Source organism: Pseudomonas sp. HD6422 (assembly GCF_025377065.1).
Lineage (GTDB): Bacteria > Pseudomonadota > Gammaproteobacteria > Pseudomonadales > Pseudomonadaceae > Aquipseudomonas > Aquipseudomonas putida_U.
The window spans coordinates 1-15,641 of the sequence record NZ_JAHWIW010000062.1; the positions used below are offsets into that span (position 1 = coordinate 1).

Consider the following 15,641-nt stretch of genomic DNA (forward strand, 5'->3'; position numbering starts at 1 on the left):
CTCACGACCGCGACATTAACGCGGCGAGGAACATTCTCGCGGTCGGGCATGGCCGTCTACCTGTAGGAATTCCCGTCTTTTAGGGCGGGGAGGATGTCAAGGCTACCGATCTGCAGGCCTTCCAAGGCCTTTGCGAAACGCGCCTCCATGCCCGCCCGCCAACGCATCCGATAGTAGCGCATGGCCCAGAACAGGAGGGGCAGCGGCAGCAGCGCCAGGATGAACATGAACACGGACTTCACCGACGATTCCCTATGAGTGAAGCGCGATCATAGCAGACCGGCGATCGGGCATTAGCCCTGTGGTTCTTGGTAAATCTTGGTCAGCAACCGCAATAGCTGCCCACGTTCCTCGTCATCCAGTGCCGAGGTCGATTCGCGATCGCTGTCGCTGGCAATCTGCTTCAACTCCTTGAGCAAGGCTTCCCCCGCTTTGCTCAGGAAGATCCCGTAGGAGCGCTTGTCCGGTTTGCATCGCACGCGTACCGCCAGCGCGCGTTCCTCCAGCTTGTTCAGCATCGGCACGACCTGCGGTGGCTCGATCGCCAGCGCTCGCGCCAGATCCGCCTGCATCAGCCCTGGGTGTTGGTCGATGATCGCCAAGGCGGAGAACTGCGCCGGGCGTAAGTCATAGGCCGAGAGCCGGGCGATGAAGTTCTGGAACAGCTTCAATTGAGCGCGGCGCAGCGCATAGCCGATCAAGTCTTCGAGCACGCTTTCTCCCGCCGGCACGGGCATCGAAGCGCTATCGGTAGAACGGGCAGACCTTGCCATCGCGTACGGGCTCCTCGGTCATGGATAAGAAAGTTACCCAGTTTGCCTGCCGGCGTGCGATCCGGCTAGAGGACATCAGGCAAAAAAGCCTCTGAACCCGTCAATCGGAAAAGATAATTTCCATAATAGTTAATTGACATAACTATTAAGCTCCATTAGCTTGAGGCCATCACCGCGAACAACAAGAGTGCAGAACCATGAGCAAATACGAAGGCCGCTGGACCACCGTCACCGTCGAGCTGGAGTCGGGCATCGCCTGGGTCACCCTCAACCGTCCGGAAAAGCGCAACGCCATGAGCCCTACCCTGAACCAGGAAATGGTCGACGTGCTGGAAACCCTGGAGCAGGATGCCGACGCTGGCGTGTTGGTCTTGACCGGCGCCGGCGAGTCCTGGACGGCGGGCATGGACCTCAAGGAGTACTTCCGCGAAGTGGACGCCGGCCCGGAGATCCTTCAGGAGAAAATCCGTCGCGAAGCCTCGCAATGGCAATGGAAGCTGCTGCGCATGTATGCCAAGCCGACCATCGCCATGGTCAACGGCTGGTGCTTCGGCGGTGGCTTCAGCCCGCTGGTGGCGTGTGACCTGGCCATCTGCGCCAACGAGGCGACCTTCGGCCTGTCGGAAATCAACTGGGGCATCCCGCCGGGCAACCTGGTCAGCAAGGCCATGGCCGATACCGTTGGCCACCGCCAATCGCTTTACTACATCATGACCGGCAAGACCTTCGATGGCCGCAAGGCCGCCGAGATGGGCCTGGTGAACGACAGCGTGCCACTGGCCGAACTGCGTGAAACCACCCGCGAGCTGGCGCTCAACCTGCTGGAAAAGAACCCGGTGGTACTGCGTGCTGCGAAAAACGGCTTCAAACGTTGCCGCGAGCTGACCTGGGAGCAGAACGAAGACTACCTGTACGCCAAGCTCGACCAGTCACGTCTGCTCGACACCACTGGCGGCCGCGAGCAGGGCATGAAGCAGTTCCTCGACGACAAGAGCATCAAGCCCGGTCTGCAAGCCTACAAGCGCTGAGTCCGAAGGCGGACGCTGGCGTCATCGGCCAGCGTCCGTGGGTATTTCTCTATAACGACAACAAGAGGAATGAGCATGTTGCAGGTGCCTTTGCTGATTGGCGGGCAGTCGCGCCCCGCCAGCGACGGACGAACCTTCGAACGCCGCAATCCGGTGACCGGCGAGGTGGTCTCGCAGGTCGCCGCCGCCACCCTGGCAGATGCCGATGCGGCGGTGGCCGCAGCGCAAGCGGCGTTCCCGGCCTGGGCTGCGCTGGCGCCCGGTGAACGGCGCAGCCGCCTGCTCGCAGGTGCCGAACTGCTGCAGGCCCGAGCCGGCGAGTTCATCGACGCGGCTGGCGAAACTGGCGCCATGGCCAACTGGTATGGCTTCAACGTCAAGCTGGCGGCCAACATGCTGCGCGAAGCGGCAGCCATGACCACCCAGATCACCGGCGAAGTGATTCCATCGGATGTGCCCGGTAGTTTCGCCATGGCCCTGCGCGCTCCCTGTGGTGTAGTGCTGGGCATTGCGCCGTGGAACGCCCCGGTGATTCTCGCCACCCGTGCCATCGCCATGCCGCTGGCGTGCGGCAACACCGTGGTGCTCAAGGCCTCGGAACTGAGCCCGGCGGTGCATCGCTTGATCGGCCAGGTGCTGCACGATGCCGGCCTGGGCGATGGCGTGGTTAACGTGATCAGCAATGCGCCGGAGGATGCGCCGGCCATCGTCGAACGCTTGATCGCCAACCCTGCGGTACGCCGCGTCAACTTCACCGGCTCCACGCAGGTCGGGCGCATCGTCGGCGAGCTGGCTGCCCGCCACCTCAAGCCGGCCTTGCTCGAGTTGGGCGGCAAGGCGCCGCTGCTGGTGCTCGATGATGCCGACCTGGATGCCACGGTCGAGGCCGCGGCCTTCGGGGCCTATTTCAACCAGGGTCAGATCTGCATGTCCACCGAGCGCCTGGTGGTGGACAGCCGTATCGCCGACGCCTTCGTCGACAAGCTGGCAGTGAAGGTCGCCGGGCTGCGTGCCGGCGACCCGCTGGCCAGCACCTCGGTGCTCGGGTCACTGGTCAGCGCGGCGGCCGGTGAGCGCATCAAGGCGTTGATCGACGACGCCGTGGCCAAGGGCGCGCGCCTGGTGTGCGGTGGCGAGCTGGACGGCAGCATCCTGCAACCGACCTTGCTCGACAACGTCGATGCGAGCATGCGCCTGTACCGCGAGGAGTCCTTCGGGCCGGTGGCGGTGGTGCTGCGCGGCGAAGGGGATGAGGCGCTGTTGGCACTGGCCAATGACTCGGAGTTCGGCCTGTCATCGGCGATCTTCAGCCGTGACACCAGCCGTGCGCTGGCATTGGCGCAACGGGTGGAGTCGGGCATCTGCCACATCAACGGCCCGACCGTGCACGATGAAGCGCAGATGCCGTTCGGTGGGGTCAAGTCCAGCGGCTATGGCAGCTTCGGCAGCCGCACCGCCATCGACCAGTTCACCCAGCTGCGCTGGGTGACGCTGCAACACGGGTCGCGGCACTATCCCATCTAGCGCTCGTACGCTTGAGCGATGCGCGACAAGACCGCCGCCCGCAGGGTCGGGCGGCGGCAGGATGTACAACAAGAACAAGGAGCAACCTGCGTGAATACCGAAGCCCGCTCACGGTCGATCGACCCTGGCCAATGTCCGCGCTACCGCCAGGTGGCCATCGGGCATCCCCAGGTGCAGATCAGCCACATCGATGGCGTGCTGCGCATGCAACCCATCGAGCCCCTGGCGCCGCTGCCGGCGCGCCTGCTCGACCGTCTGCTGCACTGGGCTGCCGAGCGCCCCGACACGACGTTCATCGCCGCCCGCCAGGCGGACGGTGCCTGGCGTTCGATCAGCTATGCCCAAATGCTTGCCGATGTGCGCACCATCGCCGCCAACCTGCTGGGCTTTGATCTCAGCGCCGAGCGGCCGCTGGCACTGTTTTCCGGCAACGACATCGAGCACCTGCAGATCGCCCTCGGCGCCATGTATGCCGGCATTCCCTACTGCCCGGTGTCCCCGGCCTACGCGCTGCTGTCCCAGGACTTCGCCAAACTGCGCCATGTCTGCGAGGTGCTCACCCCAGGCCTGGTATTCGCCACCGACAGTCAGCCTTTCCAGCGTGCTTTCGATGCAGTGCTCGACGACTCGGTGCCTGTGATCAGCGTACATGGCCAGGTTGTCGGCCGACGTCACCTGCGCTTCGACAGCCTGCTGCAGCCGACCGACCTGGCTGGCGCCGATGCGGCATTCGCCGCCACCGGGCCGGATACCATCGCCAAGTTTCTCTTCACCTCGGGCTCGACCAAGCTGCCCAAAGCGGTGATCACCACCCAGCGCATGCTCTGCGCCAATCAGCAGATGTTGCTGCAGACTTTCCCGGTCTTCGCCGAGGAGCCACCGGTGCTGGTGGACTGGCTGCCGTGGAACCACACCTTCGGCGGCAGCCACAATATCGGCATCGTGCTGTACAACGGCGGCAGCTTCTACCTCGACGGCGGCAAACCCACGCCCCAAGGCTTCGCCGAGACTTTGCGCAACCTGCGCGAGATTTCTCCCACTGCCTATCTCACCGTGCCCAAGGGTTGGGAAGAACTGGTCAAGGCGCTGGAGCAGGACGCCGAGCTGCGTGAGGTTTTCTTCGCCCGGATGAAGCTGTTCTTCTTCGCCGCCGCGGGCCTTTCGCAAAGCATCTGGGATCGCCTCGACCGTATCGCCGAGCAGCATTGCGGCGAGCGCATCCGCATGATGGCTGGCCTGGGCATGACCGAAGCCTCGCCGTCGTGCACCTTCACCACCGGCCCGCTGTCGTTGGCCGGGTACGTCGGCCTGCCGGCACCGGGCTGCGAAGTGAAGCTGGTGCCGAAGGACGGCAAGTTGGAGGCGCGTTTCCGTGGCCCGCACATCATGCCGGGCTACTGGCGCTCGCGGCAGCAGACTGCCGAAGCCTTCGACGAGGAGGGCTTCTACTGCTCCGGCGATGCGCTGAAGCTGGCCGATGCCGAGCGCCCCGAGCACGGCTTGATGTTCGACGGTCGTATCGCCGAGGACTTCAAACTGTCGTCCGGGGTGTTCGTCAGCGTCGGCCCGCTGCGTAATCGTGCGGTGCTGGAAGGCTCGCCCTACGTGCAAGACGTGGTAGTCACCGCGCCGGACCGTGAATGCCTGGGGCTGCTGGTATTCCCGCGCCTTCCTGAGTGTCGGCAACTGGCCGGGTTGGCGGCTCATGCCAGCGACGCCGAGGTGCTGGCCAGCGATGCTGTACGGGCCTGGTTCGCCGGCTGGCTGCAGCGTCTGAATGCCGATGCCCAGGGCAACGCCAGTCGCATCGAATGGCTGGCGCTGCTGGAAGACCCGCCGTCGATCGATGCCGGTGAAATCACCGACAAGGGTTCGATCAACCAACGCGCAGTGCTGCAACGACGGGCTGCGCGGGTCGAGGCGCTGTACCGTGGCGAAGACCCCAGCGCGCTGCACGCCCAGGTGGCGCGATGAGTCGCCCCGGGCTGTGCACCTCCTTCGAGGACGCGGCCATCGTCGAGATGGTGCGCACGCCCTGGGTCGACCTGGGCGGCGCATTGGCCGGGGTGTCGCCGATCGATCTGGGCATCCATGCCGGGCGTGCGCTGCTAACACGCGCCGCTATCGCGCCACAGACGGTGGACAGCGTGATCGCCGGCAGCATGGCCCAGGCCAGCTTCGATGCCTATATGCTGCCGCGCCATATCGGCCTGTACTGTGGCGTGCCGCAGGCGGTACCGGCGCTGGCAGTGCAGCGCATCTGCGGCACCGGTCTGGAGTTGCTGCGCCAGGCCGGCGAGCAACTGCGCAGCGGCGTGCAACAAGTGCTGTGCGTGGGCGCCGAGTCGATGTCGCGTAACCCGATCGCCGCCTATGAACATCGTGGCGGCTTTCGCTTGGGGGCCCCGGTCGGTTTCAAGGACTTTCTCTGGGAGGCGCTGTACGATCCCGCTGCCGGAGTGGACATGATCGGCACTGCCGAGCAGTTGGCCCGCGATTTTGGCCTGGACCGTGAGGCGGTGGATGCCTGGGCGCTGCGCAGCCACCAGCGCGCCATACAGGCCCAGGCCCACGGCTGGTTCGATGACGAGATCGTCACGGTCACCGCGCAGACCTTCGAGGCACAGGACTGCCTTCCCCGTGGCATCGCTTTGCCGCGTGGCGTGCTCGAAGTCAGCCGCGACAGCCACCCACGGCCGACCGATCCTGAGGCACTCGCTAGGCTGCGTCCTGTGCACGGCGATGGTGTACAAACCGCCGGCAACAGTTGCGCAGTGGTCGATGGTGCGGCCGCGGCGTTGGTCACGCGTTACTCCGACTGCCGCCAAGCGCCGCTGGCACGCTTGCTGATGGCCACGGCTGTCGGTGTACCACCCAGGACCATGGGCATCGGGCCGGCGCCGGCCATCGACCTGCTGCTCGAACGCAGCGGCCTGCGCCTGGAGCAGATCGACCGCTTCGAAATCAACGAGGCGCAAGCGGCCCAGGTGCTGGCGGTAGCCCAGGCACTGCAGCTGGATGTGGCGAAACTGAACGTCCACGGCGGTTCCATCGCCCTCGGTCATCCCCTGGCCGCCACCGGCCTGCGCCTGGTGCACACCCTGGCCCGGCAATTGCGCCACGACAACCTGCGCTATGGCATCGCGGCGGCCTGCATCGGCGGCGGCCAGGGCATGGCGCTGCTGATCGAGAACCCCCATTTCGTTGCTTGATTCCGAGGTGTCCCATGGCCTGGAAGGCTCCCTTGCGCGACATGCAATTCGTGTTGCAACACTGGCTGCAGGTCGACCAGGCCTGGCCGCAACTCTCACTTCATAGCGATCTTGACCTCGACTTGGCCGTGCAGGTGCTGGAAGAGGCGGCTCGATTCAGCGAACAGGTGCTGGCGCCGCTGAATGCGCCGGGCGATCGCCAGGGCTGTCGACTCGAAGGTCGCGACGTGCGCACGCCGGACGGTTTTCCTGCCGCCTACCGCGCCTATGTCGAAGGCGGTTGGCCTGGGTTGGCGTGCGACCCCGCACTCGGTGGCCAGGGTTTGCCCCTGGTGCTGGATGCGGCAGTGCAGGAGATGCTCTTTGCCAGCAACCACGGTTGGGCCATGTACACCGGCATTGCCCATGGCGCCTACCTGTGTCTGAAAGCCCACGCCAGCGCCGAGCTGCAGGCGCGCTACCTGCCGGGGATCGTCAGTGGCGAAATCCTGCCGACCATGTGCTTGACCGAGCCTCAGGCCGGGAGTGACCTCAGCCTGTTGCGCAGCCGTGCCGAGCCTTTGGGCGACGGCAGCCATGCGGTCACCGGCAACAAGTTGTTCATCTCCGGCGGCGAGCACGACCTGAGCGGCGACATCGTCCATTTGGTGCTGGCTCGGCTGCCGGATGCGCCGCCCGGGAGCCGTGGACTGTCGCTGCTGCTGGTGCCGAAATGGCTGTCGAACGGTCAGCGCAATGCCGTGCACTGCGATGGTCTGGAACACAAGTTGGGCATTCGCGCCAGCGCCACGTGTGCGCTGCGCTTCGAAGCTGCCCAAGGCTGGCTGGTCGGGCAGGCCCACGGCGGCCTGGCGGCGATGTTCGTGATGATGAATTCGGCCCGGTTGCATGTCGGCCTGCAAGGGCTGGGACACGCCGAGGCAGCCTGGCAACAGGCCCGCGACTATGCCCTGGAGCGGCGCCAGATGAAGGCGCCGGGGCGCACCGAGGTCGCCCAGGGAGCCGACCCGATCCACCTGCATCCGGCGATGCGCCGGTCCCTGCTGGAGTTGCGGGTGCGCACCGAGGGCATGCGGGCGCTGGGCTATTGGGCGGCGCACTGGCTGGACCTTGCCGCGGGCGCTGGCGACCCCGCCCAGCGCGCCAAGGCGGCAACGCTGGCAGCGCTGTTGACGCCGATCATCAAGGCGGATTTCACCGAGCGCGGCTTCCGCCTTGCCAGTCAGGCACTGCAGGTGTTCGGTGGCTACGGCTACACACAGGAGTACGCCATCGAGCAGACCCTGCGCGACAGCCGCATCGCCATGATCTACGAGGGCACCAACGAGATACAGGCCAACGATCTGTTGTTGCGCAAGGTGCTGGGCGATGGCGGGGAGGGCTTCGCCTTGCTGCTGGGTGAGCTGCGTGAGGAGGCCGGTGCATCGGATGGCAGGGCCGCCATGGCGCTGGGCAGGGTCTGCGACACGCTGGATGCGGTGCTGGCCAAGGTCCTGCTGATCGCGGCGGACGACGCCGAATACCCGTACCGCGCCGCAGGCGACTTTCTGCAATTATGTGCCAGTGTCTTGCAGGCGTTCGCCTGGGCCCGTACCGCACGCTGCATCCAGGCGTTGCCGGTGGCGACGGCGCAACGCCGGGAGAAGCAGGAAAGCGTCGAGTTCTTCTTCAGCTATCTGTTGCCCGACATCGATCGGCAGGTGGCGGCCATCGATGCCGCCGCTGCACCGTTGGCCTTCATTGCCGAATCGTCCTGAAGCCCACATGTGACGTTGCCATGAACACCGGCTGCGGCTGACGCGCCGAGGGCCGGTAGCGCATGCAACGGTCCGCCGAACACAGGTGCGATCCGCCCTTGATCACCGCCACCGGCACACCGGGCTCGGCGGGGTCGAAGCTTTCCGCCAAGGCCGGGCCCGGCGGGTCGAGCGCGGCATCGCGCACGGCATCGTGGCCGGGTCGGTAGCCGCTGCGGGTCAGCTCCCAGACGTTGCCGCCGGCATCGAACAGACCGAAGCCGTTGGCCGGGAAACAGCCCACCGGCGAGGTGCCGGTAAAGCCATCGACCGCTGCGTTGTGGTAGGGGAACTGACCTTGCCAGGTATTGGCCATGGGCTTGCCCTTGGGAAACTCGGTGGTGCCCCAGCTGAAGTCGGCATCGCTCAGGCCACCCCGCATGGCGTACTCCAGCTGCGCCTCGCTGGGCAGCTCGCGACCGGCCCAGCGGGCGTAGGCCTGGGCATCTTCCAGGGCGATCTGCACCACCGGATGGTTGTCCAGCCCGTCCAGGCTGCTATCGGGCCCTTGCGGGTGTCGCCAGTTGGCGCCGGGCACGAACTGCCAGCCGGGGGCGAGTACTTGTGGCCCTTGCTGAAACACCATCGCCCCTGGCACGCGCAGGGCATCGGGCAGCGAGGGATCGTCCTCGACGCTGATGCCGCGCTCGGCATGGGTGAGGTAGCCGGTGGCCTTCACGAAACGCGCGAACTGGGCATTGGTGACTGGATGCACGTCGATCCAGAACGCCGAGACCTTGGCAGGGTGGGGTGGGCCTTCCTCGTCATAGAATCGGCTCGAACCAAAGCTGAACTCGCCGCCGGGCAGGCGCACCATGCCATCGCGCCAGGGCCCTTGGCGCTGTGCTGGCAGGCCGTCGTAGCTGGCGCACAGCAGCGCCGGCGCCGGGGTTCGTGGCCACGCGGCGTAGGCAGCGGCGAGTAGGCCGGCGGCGAGTGCTGCGCAGCCGGCTACTCGGGCGATCATTGCTGCTTGGCCAAGACTGGTTTGGTCAGGGCCGGGCTGGCCGGACGGCCATCGGCGTCGATCGCGATGTTGCTGCGTTGAGCATAGGCCTTCCAGTCGCGCAGCATCTGCGCCACTTGCTTAGGATGCTTGGTGGCGATGTCATGGTGCTCGCCGGGGTCTTTGCGCAGGTCGTACAGGTGCCAGCTCGGCTTGCCGTCGGTGGCGTCCCACAGCAGCTTCATCGGGCCCTTGCGCAGCGAGGCGCTACCGTTGATTTCCCAGCCCAAGGCTTCGTCACCGGCGTGAATCCGGCTGTCCTTGCCTTGCAGGTAATTCAGCGCAGAGGTGCCTTGTGGCGGCACGATATCGCGGTCGCGGTATTTGATACCGGGCATCGGCGCACCGGCCAGTTGCAACAGCGTCGGCATGATGTCGCGGACACTGGCCAGCTCTTCACTGCGGCCAGCCTTGATGGTGGCCGGGTAGTAGACGAAGGCCGGGACACGGATGCCGCCCTGGTAGGTGGTCATCTTGTAGCGACGGCTGGGCAGGGCGCTGACCTGGGCCCAGGCCGAACCGATCATCAGGAACGAATCGCGCCGGCCATAGTTGTCCAGGCGGTTGTCGAAGTTCGCCTTGATCCAGTTGGGGTCGACGCGGGTGGCATTCTCCGGGCCGTTGTCGGACATGAACAGAATCAGGGTGTTGTCCAGTTCGCCGGTCTTGCGCAGGTGCTCCACCAGGCGCCCGACCTCGGCATCCAGCGCAGTGACCATGGCCGCATAGACCTCCATGGTGCGCGCCGACTGGCGCTTTTGCGCCTCGCTCAACGACGCCCAGCTCGGCACGTCTTCGAGTTGCGCCTGCATCGGGAAGTCAGCCGGTACCAGGCCGGCCTTGCGTTGACGCTCCAGGCGCTGGTGAGCGATGACCTCGTAGCCTTGGTCGTAGCGCCCGCGGTACTGCGCCAGGTACTGGTCCGGTGCCTGCAATGGCCAGTGCGGTGCGGTATACGCGGCGAAGGCGAAGAACGGCTTGTTGCTGGCCTTGCCTTGGTCGATCGAGTCGATCAGGCGGTCGGTGAACCAGGTGGTGGAATAGAAATCGTCAGGCAGTTCGATCGGCTCGCCATTGTGGCGGAAGGTCGCGCTGTAGTTCGACTGCAGGTCCATGTTGGCCTGCTTGAAGTGCGCGGCGCCGCCTTCGAGCAGCACATAGGCCTGGTCGAAACCACGGTTCTGTGGCTGTTGCGCCGGCTGCATGCCCAGGTGCCATTTGCCAGCGATGTAGGTGCGGTAGCCGGCGTCTTGCAGCAACTCGGCCAGGGTAGCGACGTTGGCGCCGAGCACGCCTTCGTAACCCGCGCGGACTTCGGTGCCGGCGGGTAGGCGCTTACGTGCTTCGGACATCATGCCCAACCCGGCCAGGTGCGGGTCGTTGCCCGACATCAGCATCGCCCGGGTTGGCGAGCAGCTGGGCGAGGCATGGAAGTCGAGCATCAGCCGGCCGTCGGCCAGCAGTTTGTCCAGGTTCGGCGTCTGGATTTCGCTACCCAGGGCCGACAGGTCGGAGAAGCCGAGGTCGTCGGCCACGACCAGCAAAATGTTTGGTTGTTTAACGGTTGGTGCAGCCATGGCCTGGCTGGCGCCAAGCATGAGCATACCGAAGGCGGCGAGTGGGCGGAGGCAATTCATTGTGGTGCTCTTGTTGTTGTAATGATTGATGGAGTTTGCGCGACCGCGAGCTAGACGTCGCGTCAGGAGAATATTAGCGAGGCTTCGGCGGGTCATGCAGCCTGCCGAGGAAGAAGTGTGCGATCAGCGAACGCTTGATGGCTTCCGACCCTTGTCGTTGCGCTCTGTTCTATTGACGGCAGCATAGTTAACAAAAATAATCGTTAACAGAGTTATCCAGTTCGTCACCACAACTATAAGAACAAGTAAGGGAAATTCTGATGACCAGGCCGTTGAACGGGGCGTGGGTGCCCCTTGTACTGCTTTCTCTCTGCCAATCCGTGCAGGCGGCCAGTCCGCTCGAGGAGAGCCGACCAGGTCGGCCCGGCGCCCCTCGGTGGATCGAGGACTATCGTTTCCTCGACGATCCTGCGAAGGCCACCGACGCCTTCGATGGTCTGCGCTACCATCGCTTATCCGAGTCAGCCTGGCTGCAACTCGGTGCCGAGGCCCGCTACCGGGCCGACTCCCTTGGCAAGCCGTTCTTCGGCCTGCGTGGGCTGAAGGACGACTCCTACCTGTTGCAGCGGCTGCAAGCCCATGCCGACCTGCATTTGTTCGATGACGCTGTGCGCACCTTCGTCCAGGTCGAGAATACCCGTGCCTTCGGCAAGGACCTGTATTCGCCCAATGACGAAGGACGCAATGAAATACGCCAGGCGTTCGTCGACCTCAATTACGACTTCTCCGGTGGTCGCTACACCACGCGCATAGGGCGCCAGGAGATGGCCTATGGTGACCAGGTGTTCGTCACCTACCGCGACTCCCCCAACATTCGCCTGAACTTCGATGGCTTGCGCGCCAGTCTCAACCTCAAGGACGGGCGCAAGCTCGATGCCTTCGCTGTGCGGCCGCTCAAGACGGGCGAAGACAGTTGGGACGACGGCAGCAACAACAAGGTCAAGTTCTATGGCCTCTACGGCACCTTGCCGCTGACGACGGCCTGGAACGTGGATCTGTTCGCCTTCGGCCTGGAGACCGACGATCGCAGCCTGGACGGCGAATCCGGCGACGAGCAGCGCTACACCTACGGTACCCGTCTGTTTGGCCGCCATCAGGCGCTGGACTGGAGCTGGAACCTGGCCGGACAGACCGGACACCTCGGTAACGCCTCGATCCGTGCCTGGGCGGTGTCCAGCGACACCGGCTACACCTTCGCCCACCCCTGGCAACCACGTCTGGGTATGCGTATCGATGCCGCCAGTGGCGACGGCGACCTGGGTGATGGCAAGGTCAGTACCTTCGACCCACTGTACCCGCGCAACGGCGTCTATGGCGAAGCCAGCCTGACCACCTTGAGCAACATCATCGTGGTCGGCCCGACCTTCGCGTTTTCGCCATGGCGCAAGCTGCGTTTCGAACCCGGCGTGTTCAAGGTCTGGAAGCAGCGCGAGGAGGACGGCGTGTACATGCCCGGCATGAGCCTGCTGGCCAATACCCGCGGCACCGGCCGTCATGTGGGCACGATCTACCGGGCCAATACCCGCTGGTTGGCGACGCCCAACCTGACCCTGGATCTGGACCTCAAGTACTACGACGTCGGCGCCGCCATCAAGGACGCCGGGGGTGGCGACTCCTCGATCGTTTCGCTGCGAGCCACCTTCCGCCTCTGATCACCCAAGCGATAACAACAAAAGGGTACACACATGGGTCATTCAACTGCGTCATCAAGCAAGGCCGTTCTCACCATCGGGTTGTGCTTTCTCGTGGCCCTGCTCGAAGGGCTGGACCTTCAGGCCACCGGCATTGCCGCTCCGCACATGGCCAAGGAATTCGCCCTGACCTCGGCCATGCTCGGCTGGGTCTTCAGTGCCGGTTTGCTGGGGTTGTTGCCCGGTGCGTTCATCGGCGGCTGGTTGGCTGACCGGCTGGGCCGCAAGTCGATCCTGATCGTGGCGGTGCTGTTGTTCGGTGGCTTCTCGCTGGGGACCGCCCATGCCGAAAGCTATTCTTCGCTGTTGGTGGCGCGGCTGATGACCGGGCTGGGGTTGGGCGCTGCACTGCCGATCCTGATCGCTCTTGCCAGCGAGGCGGCACCTGAGCGGCTGCGCAGCACGGCGGTGAGCCTGACCTACTGTGGCGTGCCACTGGGCGGTGCGCTGGCCTCGGTGATCGGCATGGCTGGGGTAGGCGAGGGCTGGCGCACGGTGTTCTATGTCGGCGGCATCGCGCCGATCGCCATCGCTTTCGTGCTGATGCTGTGGCTGAAGGAATCTCAGGCATTCCGTGCCCAGGGCGCGGCGAAGGTCGGGAACGATGGTTTGCTCAATCAGCTGTTCGGGCCGGGTCAGGTGAGCCGTACGCTGCTGCTGTGGGTGGCGTGCTTCTTCACCCTGACGGTGTTGTACATGCTGCTCAACTGGCTGCCATCGCTGCTGATCGGCCAAGGCTTCAGCCGGCCCCAGGCGGGGGCGGTGCAGATCCTGTTCAACCTTGGGGGCGCAGCGGGCTCGTTCCTGACCGGGCGCATGATGGACCGCGGCCATGCCGCCCGTGCGGTGTTCATCGCTTATGCCGGGATGTTGGCCGCGTTGGCAGGGTTGGGCCTGTCGAGCAGTTTCGGCCTGATGTTGCTGGCCGGCTTCACCGCCGGTTACTGCGCCATTGGCGGGCAATTGGTGCTGTATGCGTTGGCACCGACCTTGTACCCGACCCAGGTACGCGCCACCGGGGTCGGCGCTTCGGTGGCGGTGGGGCGGTTGGGGTCGATGGCCGGGCCGTTGGCAGCAGGGCAGATCCTGGCGGCAGGGGCGGGCGTGGGTGGACTGCTGCTGGCGGCGTCGCCAGGTTTGGTGGTGGCCGCGCTGGCGGCACGTGCACTGCTGGGACAACGCCAACAGTCGGCGGTGCAGGCACGCACTGAAGGCTCGGCCTGATACAGGCCTGTCAGGGGTTTATGACTGGGCTTTGCGCACGTGTTCACCGAGGAAATGCCGCAGATGGTTGTTTGGTGATTTGAAGTCATGGCTTTGTGGTTCTGATGTCGACGATCATCCCGCAAACATGCACCCTGCCCGTGCGAAGCTCCGCCATAGGTTTGTTGTGGGTAAACCCACTCCTACAGGTTTTGCACAAATGTAGGAGCGGCGGTTCGCCGCTGCGACCTGCCCGCGAAAGGGCCGTTTCAGGTTGTGACAGATGCCTAAGAATCAAGGCTCTTAGGCATCTGCATGACTACTCTGCTTTGAATCCAGGTTTGCCGTTTGCGGCGCGCCACGCTTTTAAAATTTTTAAGATGCCATGGGGACTATCTTCGACGTCGGCGGCAGGGTGGAAGATCAATTCGCTTTTTGCAGGGTGCTCAGTAACTTGCTCGAAGTGGTTTACTAGTTGGTTCATATGGCTCGCAAGTTTATCGCCGCTTAGGTTGTTTTTGTTTTCGAAGAATTCCTCTAAAAACTCCAGAAATTCTTGCTCGGTGTAGTCTTCAAGTCTGTTTTTTAGCTTCACTGTTTGATCCTTTTGCTGTGTATTGTGACATGGCGCTTGGGCGTGACAATACGTAGGTTGTCAATGTTGTAGAGCTCGCCACCTTGGCGGAGTGGTACATCATGATGGATTTCATACACTTTGTTTCCTCCTATGTGCTCGTCAGGGATAGCGTAAGGCGCAGAGCCTCCTCTCATAAGCGTCAGATTTGAACGACTAAACTGTCTGGATAGTATTGGGTCATCAGCGACCGTCTTCCAGAACGATTCCCTGAAATTTCGCCAGTTCCTGACCTCCTTCCCTCTCAGAAGATCTGCGATCCGCGAGGGAATTGGCGAGCCTTTGCCCGTATCTGCTTCTGATAGCCAGATGTTTGCTTCTGCTTGTCCATGACCTTCTATGATGCCTGGCTCCCCGCGCCGATCCCGAAACATTGTATAGATCGGCGGCAACCCGGAATCCGCCGGAAACACGATGACATAGTCATCCCAGCTCGCATCGGCGACCTCTGGAAAACTGTCGATCCTGACCTCGACCGGTTTGAGCTTTGCCCCTTCGTAGATCGAAGGCTCAGGCTGCTCCGGCGGCAACGTCGTCGACGCATCTCCGGGCGTGACGATTGGTGTCCAGGAGAGGGTGCGCGGGGGTATGTCCGCTGTGGAGGCGATGTAAACGTTGCGTTGTGCGTCATACCGGGCGTTAAGCACCGGCGCTCTGGAGGGCACGATGACGCCATCCGTCTTGACGACGAAGATTTCCGATTCGTCCTGCTCGGTAACCCGAGAACTCAGACGGAAAGGAAGGTCGACGTGGCTGGCGGAGCTGATCGACGGCAGCGCTGCGCTCAGGAGTGGGTCGAGGTCAGTGAGCGGGGTTTGTAGCGCATAGCGGACCGGCAGTTCGCCGTTGCCGAGGCGCGGCGAATAGATGAGGGCCGATACTCCAGCAACCAGCCCGGCAGCAACACTGCCTGCGAACCCAATTAAGGCCCCAACGGCTGTTGTGAGAACCCTGCCTACGGATACGTACGTTACTGCGGTGCGTAGATGTCCGGCTGCGATAATGATAACCGAACCAGCGCCAGCGACCGATCCAGGCACGGTGTACGTGTTGGCGGCGACGATGCGGTCGGCTTCGGCCTTGGCTTTAGCGGCGGCGATGCGGTCGGCTTCGGCCTTGGCTTTAGCGGCGGCGATG

The 15,641-nt window shown here is 64.0% G+C and carries 13 protein-coding genes; 7 read left to right on the forward strand and 6 right to left on the reverse strand.

Going from position 1 to position 15,641, the window contains the following annotated elements:
• Window positions 1-56: 56 nt before the first annotated feature.
• Window positions 57-242 (reverse strand): hypothetical protein, encoded by a 186-nt coding sequence (locus KY379_RS26550; RefSeq protein ID WP_261242454.1) that lies wholly within the window; start codon window positions 240-242, stop codon window positions 57-59.
• Window positions 243-293: 51 nt separating this feature from the next.
• Window positions 294-773, reverse strand: coding sequence for a MarR family winged helix-turn-helix transcriptional regulator (locus KY379_RS26555; RefSeq protein ID WP_133327138.1), 480 nt, complete (start codon window positions 771-773; stop codon window positions 294-296).
• Between the two features lie 197 nt (window positions 774-970).
• On the opposite strand from KY379_RS26555, the gene KY379_RS26560 reads away from it, so the two are divergent.
• From KY379_RS26560 to KY379_RS26580, 5 genes are all read left to right on the forward strand, one after another.
• On the forward strand, window positions 971-1,801 hold the full coding sequence (locus KY379_RS26560) for a p-hydroxycinnamoyl CoA hydratase/lyase (protein ID WP_261242435.1): 831 nt from the start codon (window positions 971-973) through the stop codon (window positions 1,799-1,801).
• A 75-nt stretch (window positions 1,802-1,876) separates the two neighbouring features.
• Window positions 1,877-3,325 carry an aldehyde dehydrogenase gene (locus tag KY379_RS26565; RefSeq protein ID WP_133327134.1) on the forward strand — a complete coding sequence of 483 codons (1,449 nt, stop codon included), beginning with the start codon at window positions 1,877-1,879 and terminating at the stop codon, window positions 3,323-3,325.
• A 90-nt stretch (window positions 3,326-3,415) separates the two neighbouring features.
• A complete protein-coding gene (locus tag KY379_RS26570) occupies window positions 3,416-5,299 on the forward strand; it encodes a feruloyl-CoA synthase (protein WP_261242427.1) in 1,884 nt (627 codons plus the stop codon).
• Window positions 5,296-6,537: a thiolase family protein gene (locus KY379_RS26575; RefSeq protein WP_261242425.1), complete on the forward strand. Its 1,242-nt coding sequence runs from the start codon at window positions 5,296-5,298 to the stop codon at window positions 6,535-6,537. Before KY379_RS26570 ends, KY379_RS26575 begins: the two co-directional genes overlap by 4 nt.
• A gap of 14 nt (window positions 6,538-6,551) precedes the next feature.
• Window positions 6,552-8,294, forward strand: a complete 1,743-nt coding sequence (locus tag KY379_RS26580; protein ID WP_261242423.1) for an acyl-CoA dehydrogenase family protein — start codon at window positions 6,552-6,554, stop codon at window positions 8,292-8,294.
• Here the strand turns inward: KY379_RS26580 and KY379_RS26585 are convergent.
• Complete coding sequence (locus tag KY379_RS26585; RefSeq protein WP_261242380.1) at window positions 8,275-9,300, reverse strand: formylglycine-generating enzyme family protein; 1,026 nt, start codon at window positions 9,298-9,300, stop codon at window positions 8,275-8,277. The two genes, KY379_RS26580 and KY379_RS26585, sit on opposite strands and share 20 nt — an antisense overlap.
• Window positions 9,297-10,976: an arylsulfatase gene (locus KY379_RS26590; RefSeq protein ID WP_261242379.1), complete on the reverse strand. Its 1,680-nt coding sequence runs from the start codon at window positions 10,974-10,976 to the stop codon at window positions 9,297-9,299. Before KY379_RS26590 ends, KY379_RS26585 begins: the two co-directional genes overlap by 4 nt.
• A gap of 260 nt (window positions 10,977-11,236) precedes the next feature.
• Between KY379_RS26590 and KY379_RS26595 the strand changes: the two genes are divergently transcribed.
• Window positions 11,237-12,628, forward strand: coding sequence for an alginate export family protein (locus KY379_RS26595; protein WP_261242377.1), 1,392 nt, complete (start codon window positions 11,237-11,239; stop codon window positions 12,626-12,628).
• 33 nt (window positions 12,629-12,661) lie between these two features.
• A complete protein-coding gene (mhpT, locus tag KY379_RS26600; protein WP_261242375.1) occupies window positions 12,662-13,891 on the forward strand; it encodes a 3-(3-hydroxy-phenyl)propionate transporter MhpT in 1,230 nt (409 codons plus the stop codon).
• A 298-nt stretch (window positions 13,892-14,189) separates the two neighbouring features.
• Here the strand turns inward: mhpT and KY379_RS26605 are convergent, their stop codons facing one another.
• Window positions 14,190-14,465: a bacteriocin immunity protein gene (locus KY379_RS26605; protein WP_261242370.1), complete on the reverse strand. Its 276-nt coding sequence runs from the start codon at window positions 14,463-14,465 to the stop codon at window positions 14,190-14,192.
• Window positions 14,462-15,641, reverse strand: a 1,180-nt coding sequence (locus KY379_RS26610; protein WP_261242368.1) for an S-type pyocin domain-containing protein, incomplete at its 5' end; no start/stop codon positions are given. The genes KY379_RS26610 and KY379_RS26605, both read right to left, overlap by 4 nt.

Coding starts and splice junctions, on each gene's coding strand:
- KY379_RS26555 (WP_133327138.1), bottom strand. CDS start 773: ATGGCAAGGTCTGCCCGTTCTACCGATAGCGCTTCGATGCCCGTGCCG.
- KY379_RS26560 (WP_261242435.1), top strand. CDS start 971: ATGAGCAAATACGAAGGCCGCTGGACCACCGTCACCGTCGAGCTGGAG.
- KY379_RS26565 (WP_133327134.1), top strand. CDS start 1,877: ATGTTGCAGGTGCCTTTGCTGATTGGCGGGCAGTCGCGCCCCGCCAGC.
- KY379_RS26575 (WP_261242425.1), top strand. CDS start 5,296: ATGAGTCGCCCCGGGCTGTGCACCTCCTTCGAGGACGCGGCCATCGTC.
- KY379_RS26580 (WP_261242423.1), top strand. CDS start 6,552: ATGGCCTGGAAGGCTCCCTTGCGCGACATGCAATTCGTGTTGCAACAC.
- KY379_RS26585 (WP_261242380.1), bottom strand. CDS start 9,300: ATGATCGCCCGAGTAGCCGGCTGCGCAGCACTCGCCGCCGGCCTACTC.
- KY379_RS26590 (WP_261242379.1), bottom strand. CDS start 10,976: ATGAATTGCCTCCGCCCACTCGCCGCCTTCGGTATGCTCATGCTTGGC.
- KY379_RS26595 (WP_261242377.1), top strand. CDS start 11,237: ATGACCAGGCCGTTGAACGGGGCGTGGGTGCCCCTTGTACTGCTTTCT.
- mhpT (WP_261242375.1), top strand. CDS start 12,662: ATGGGTCATTCAACTGCGTCATCAAGCAAGGCCGTTCTCACCATCGGG.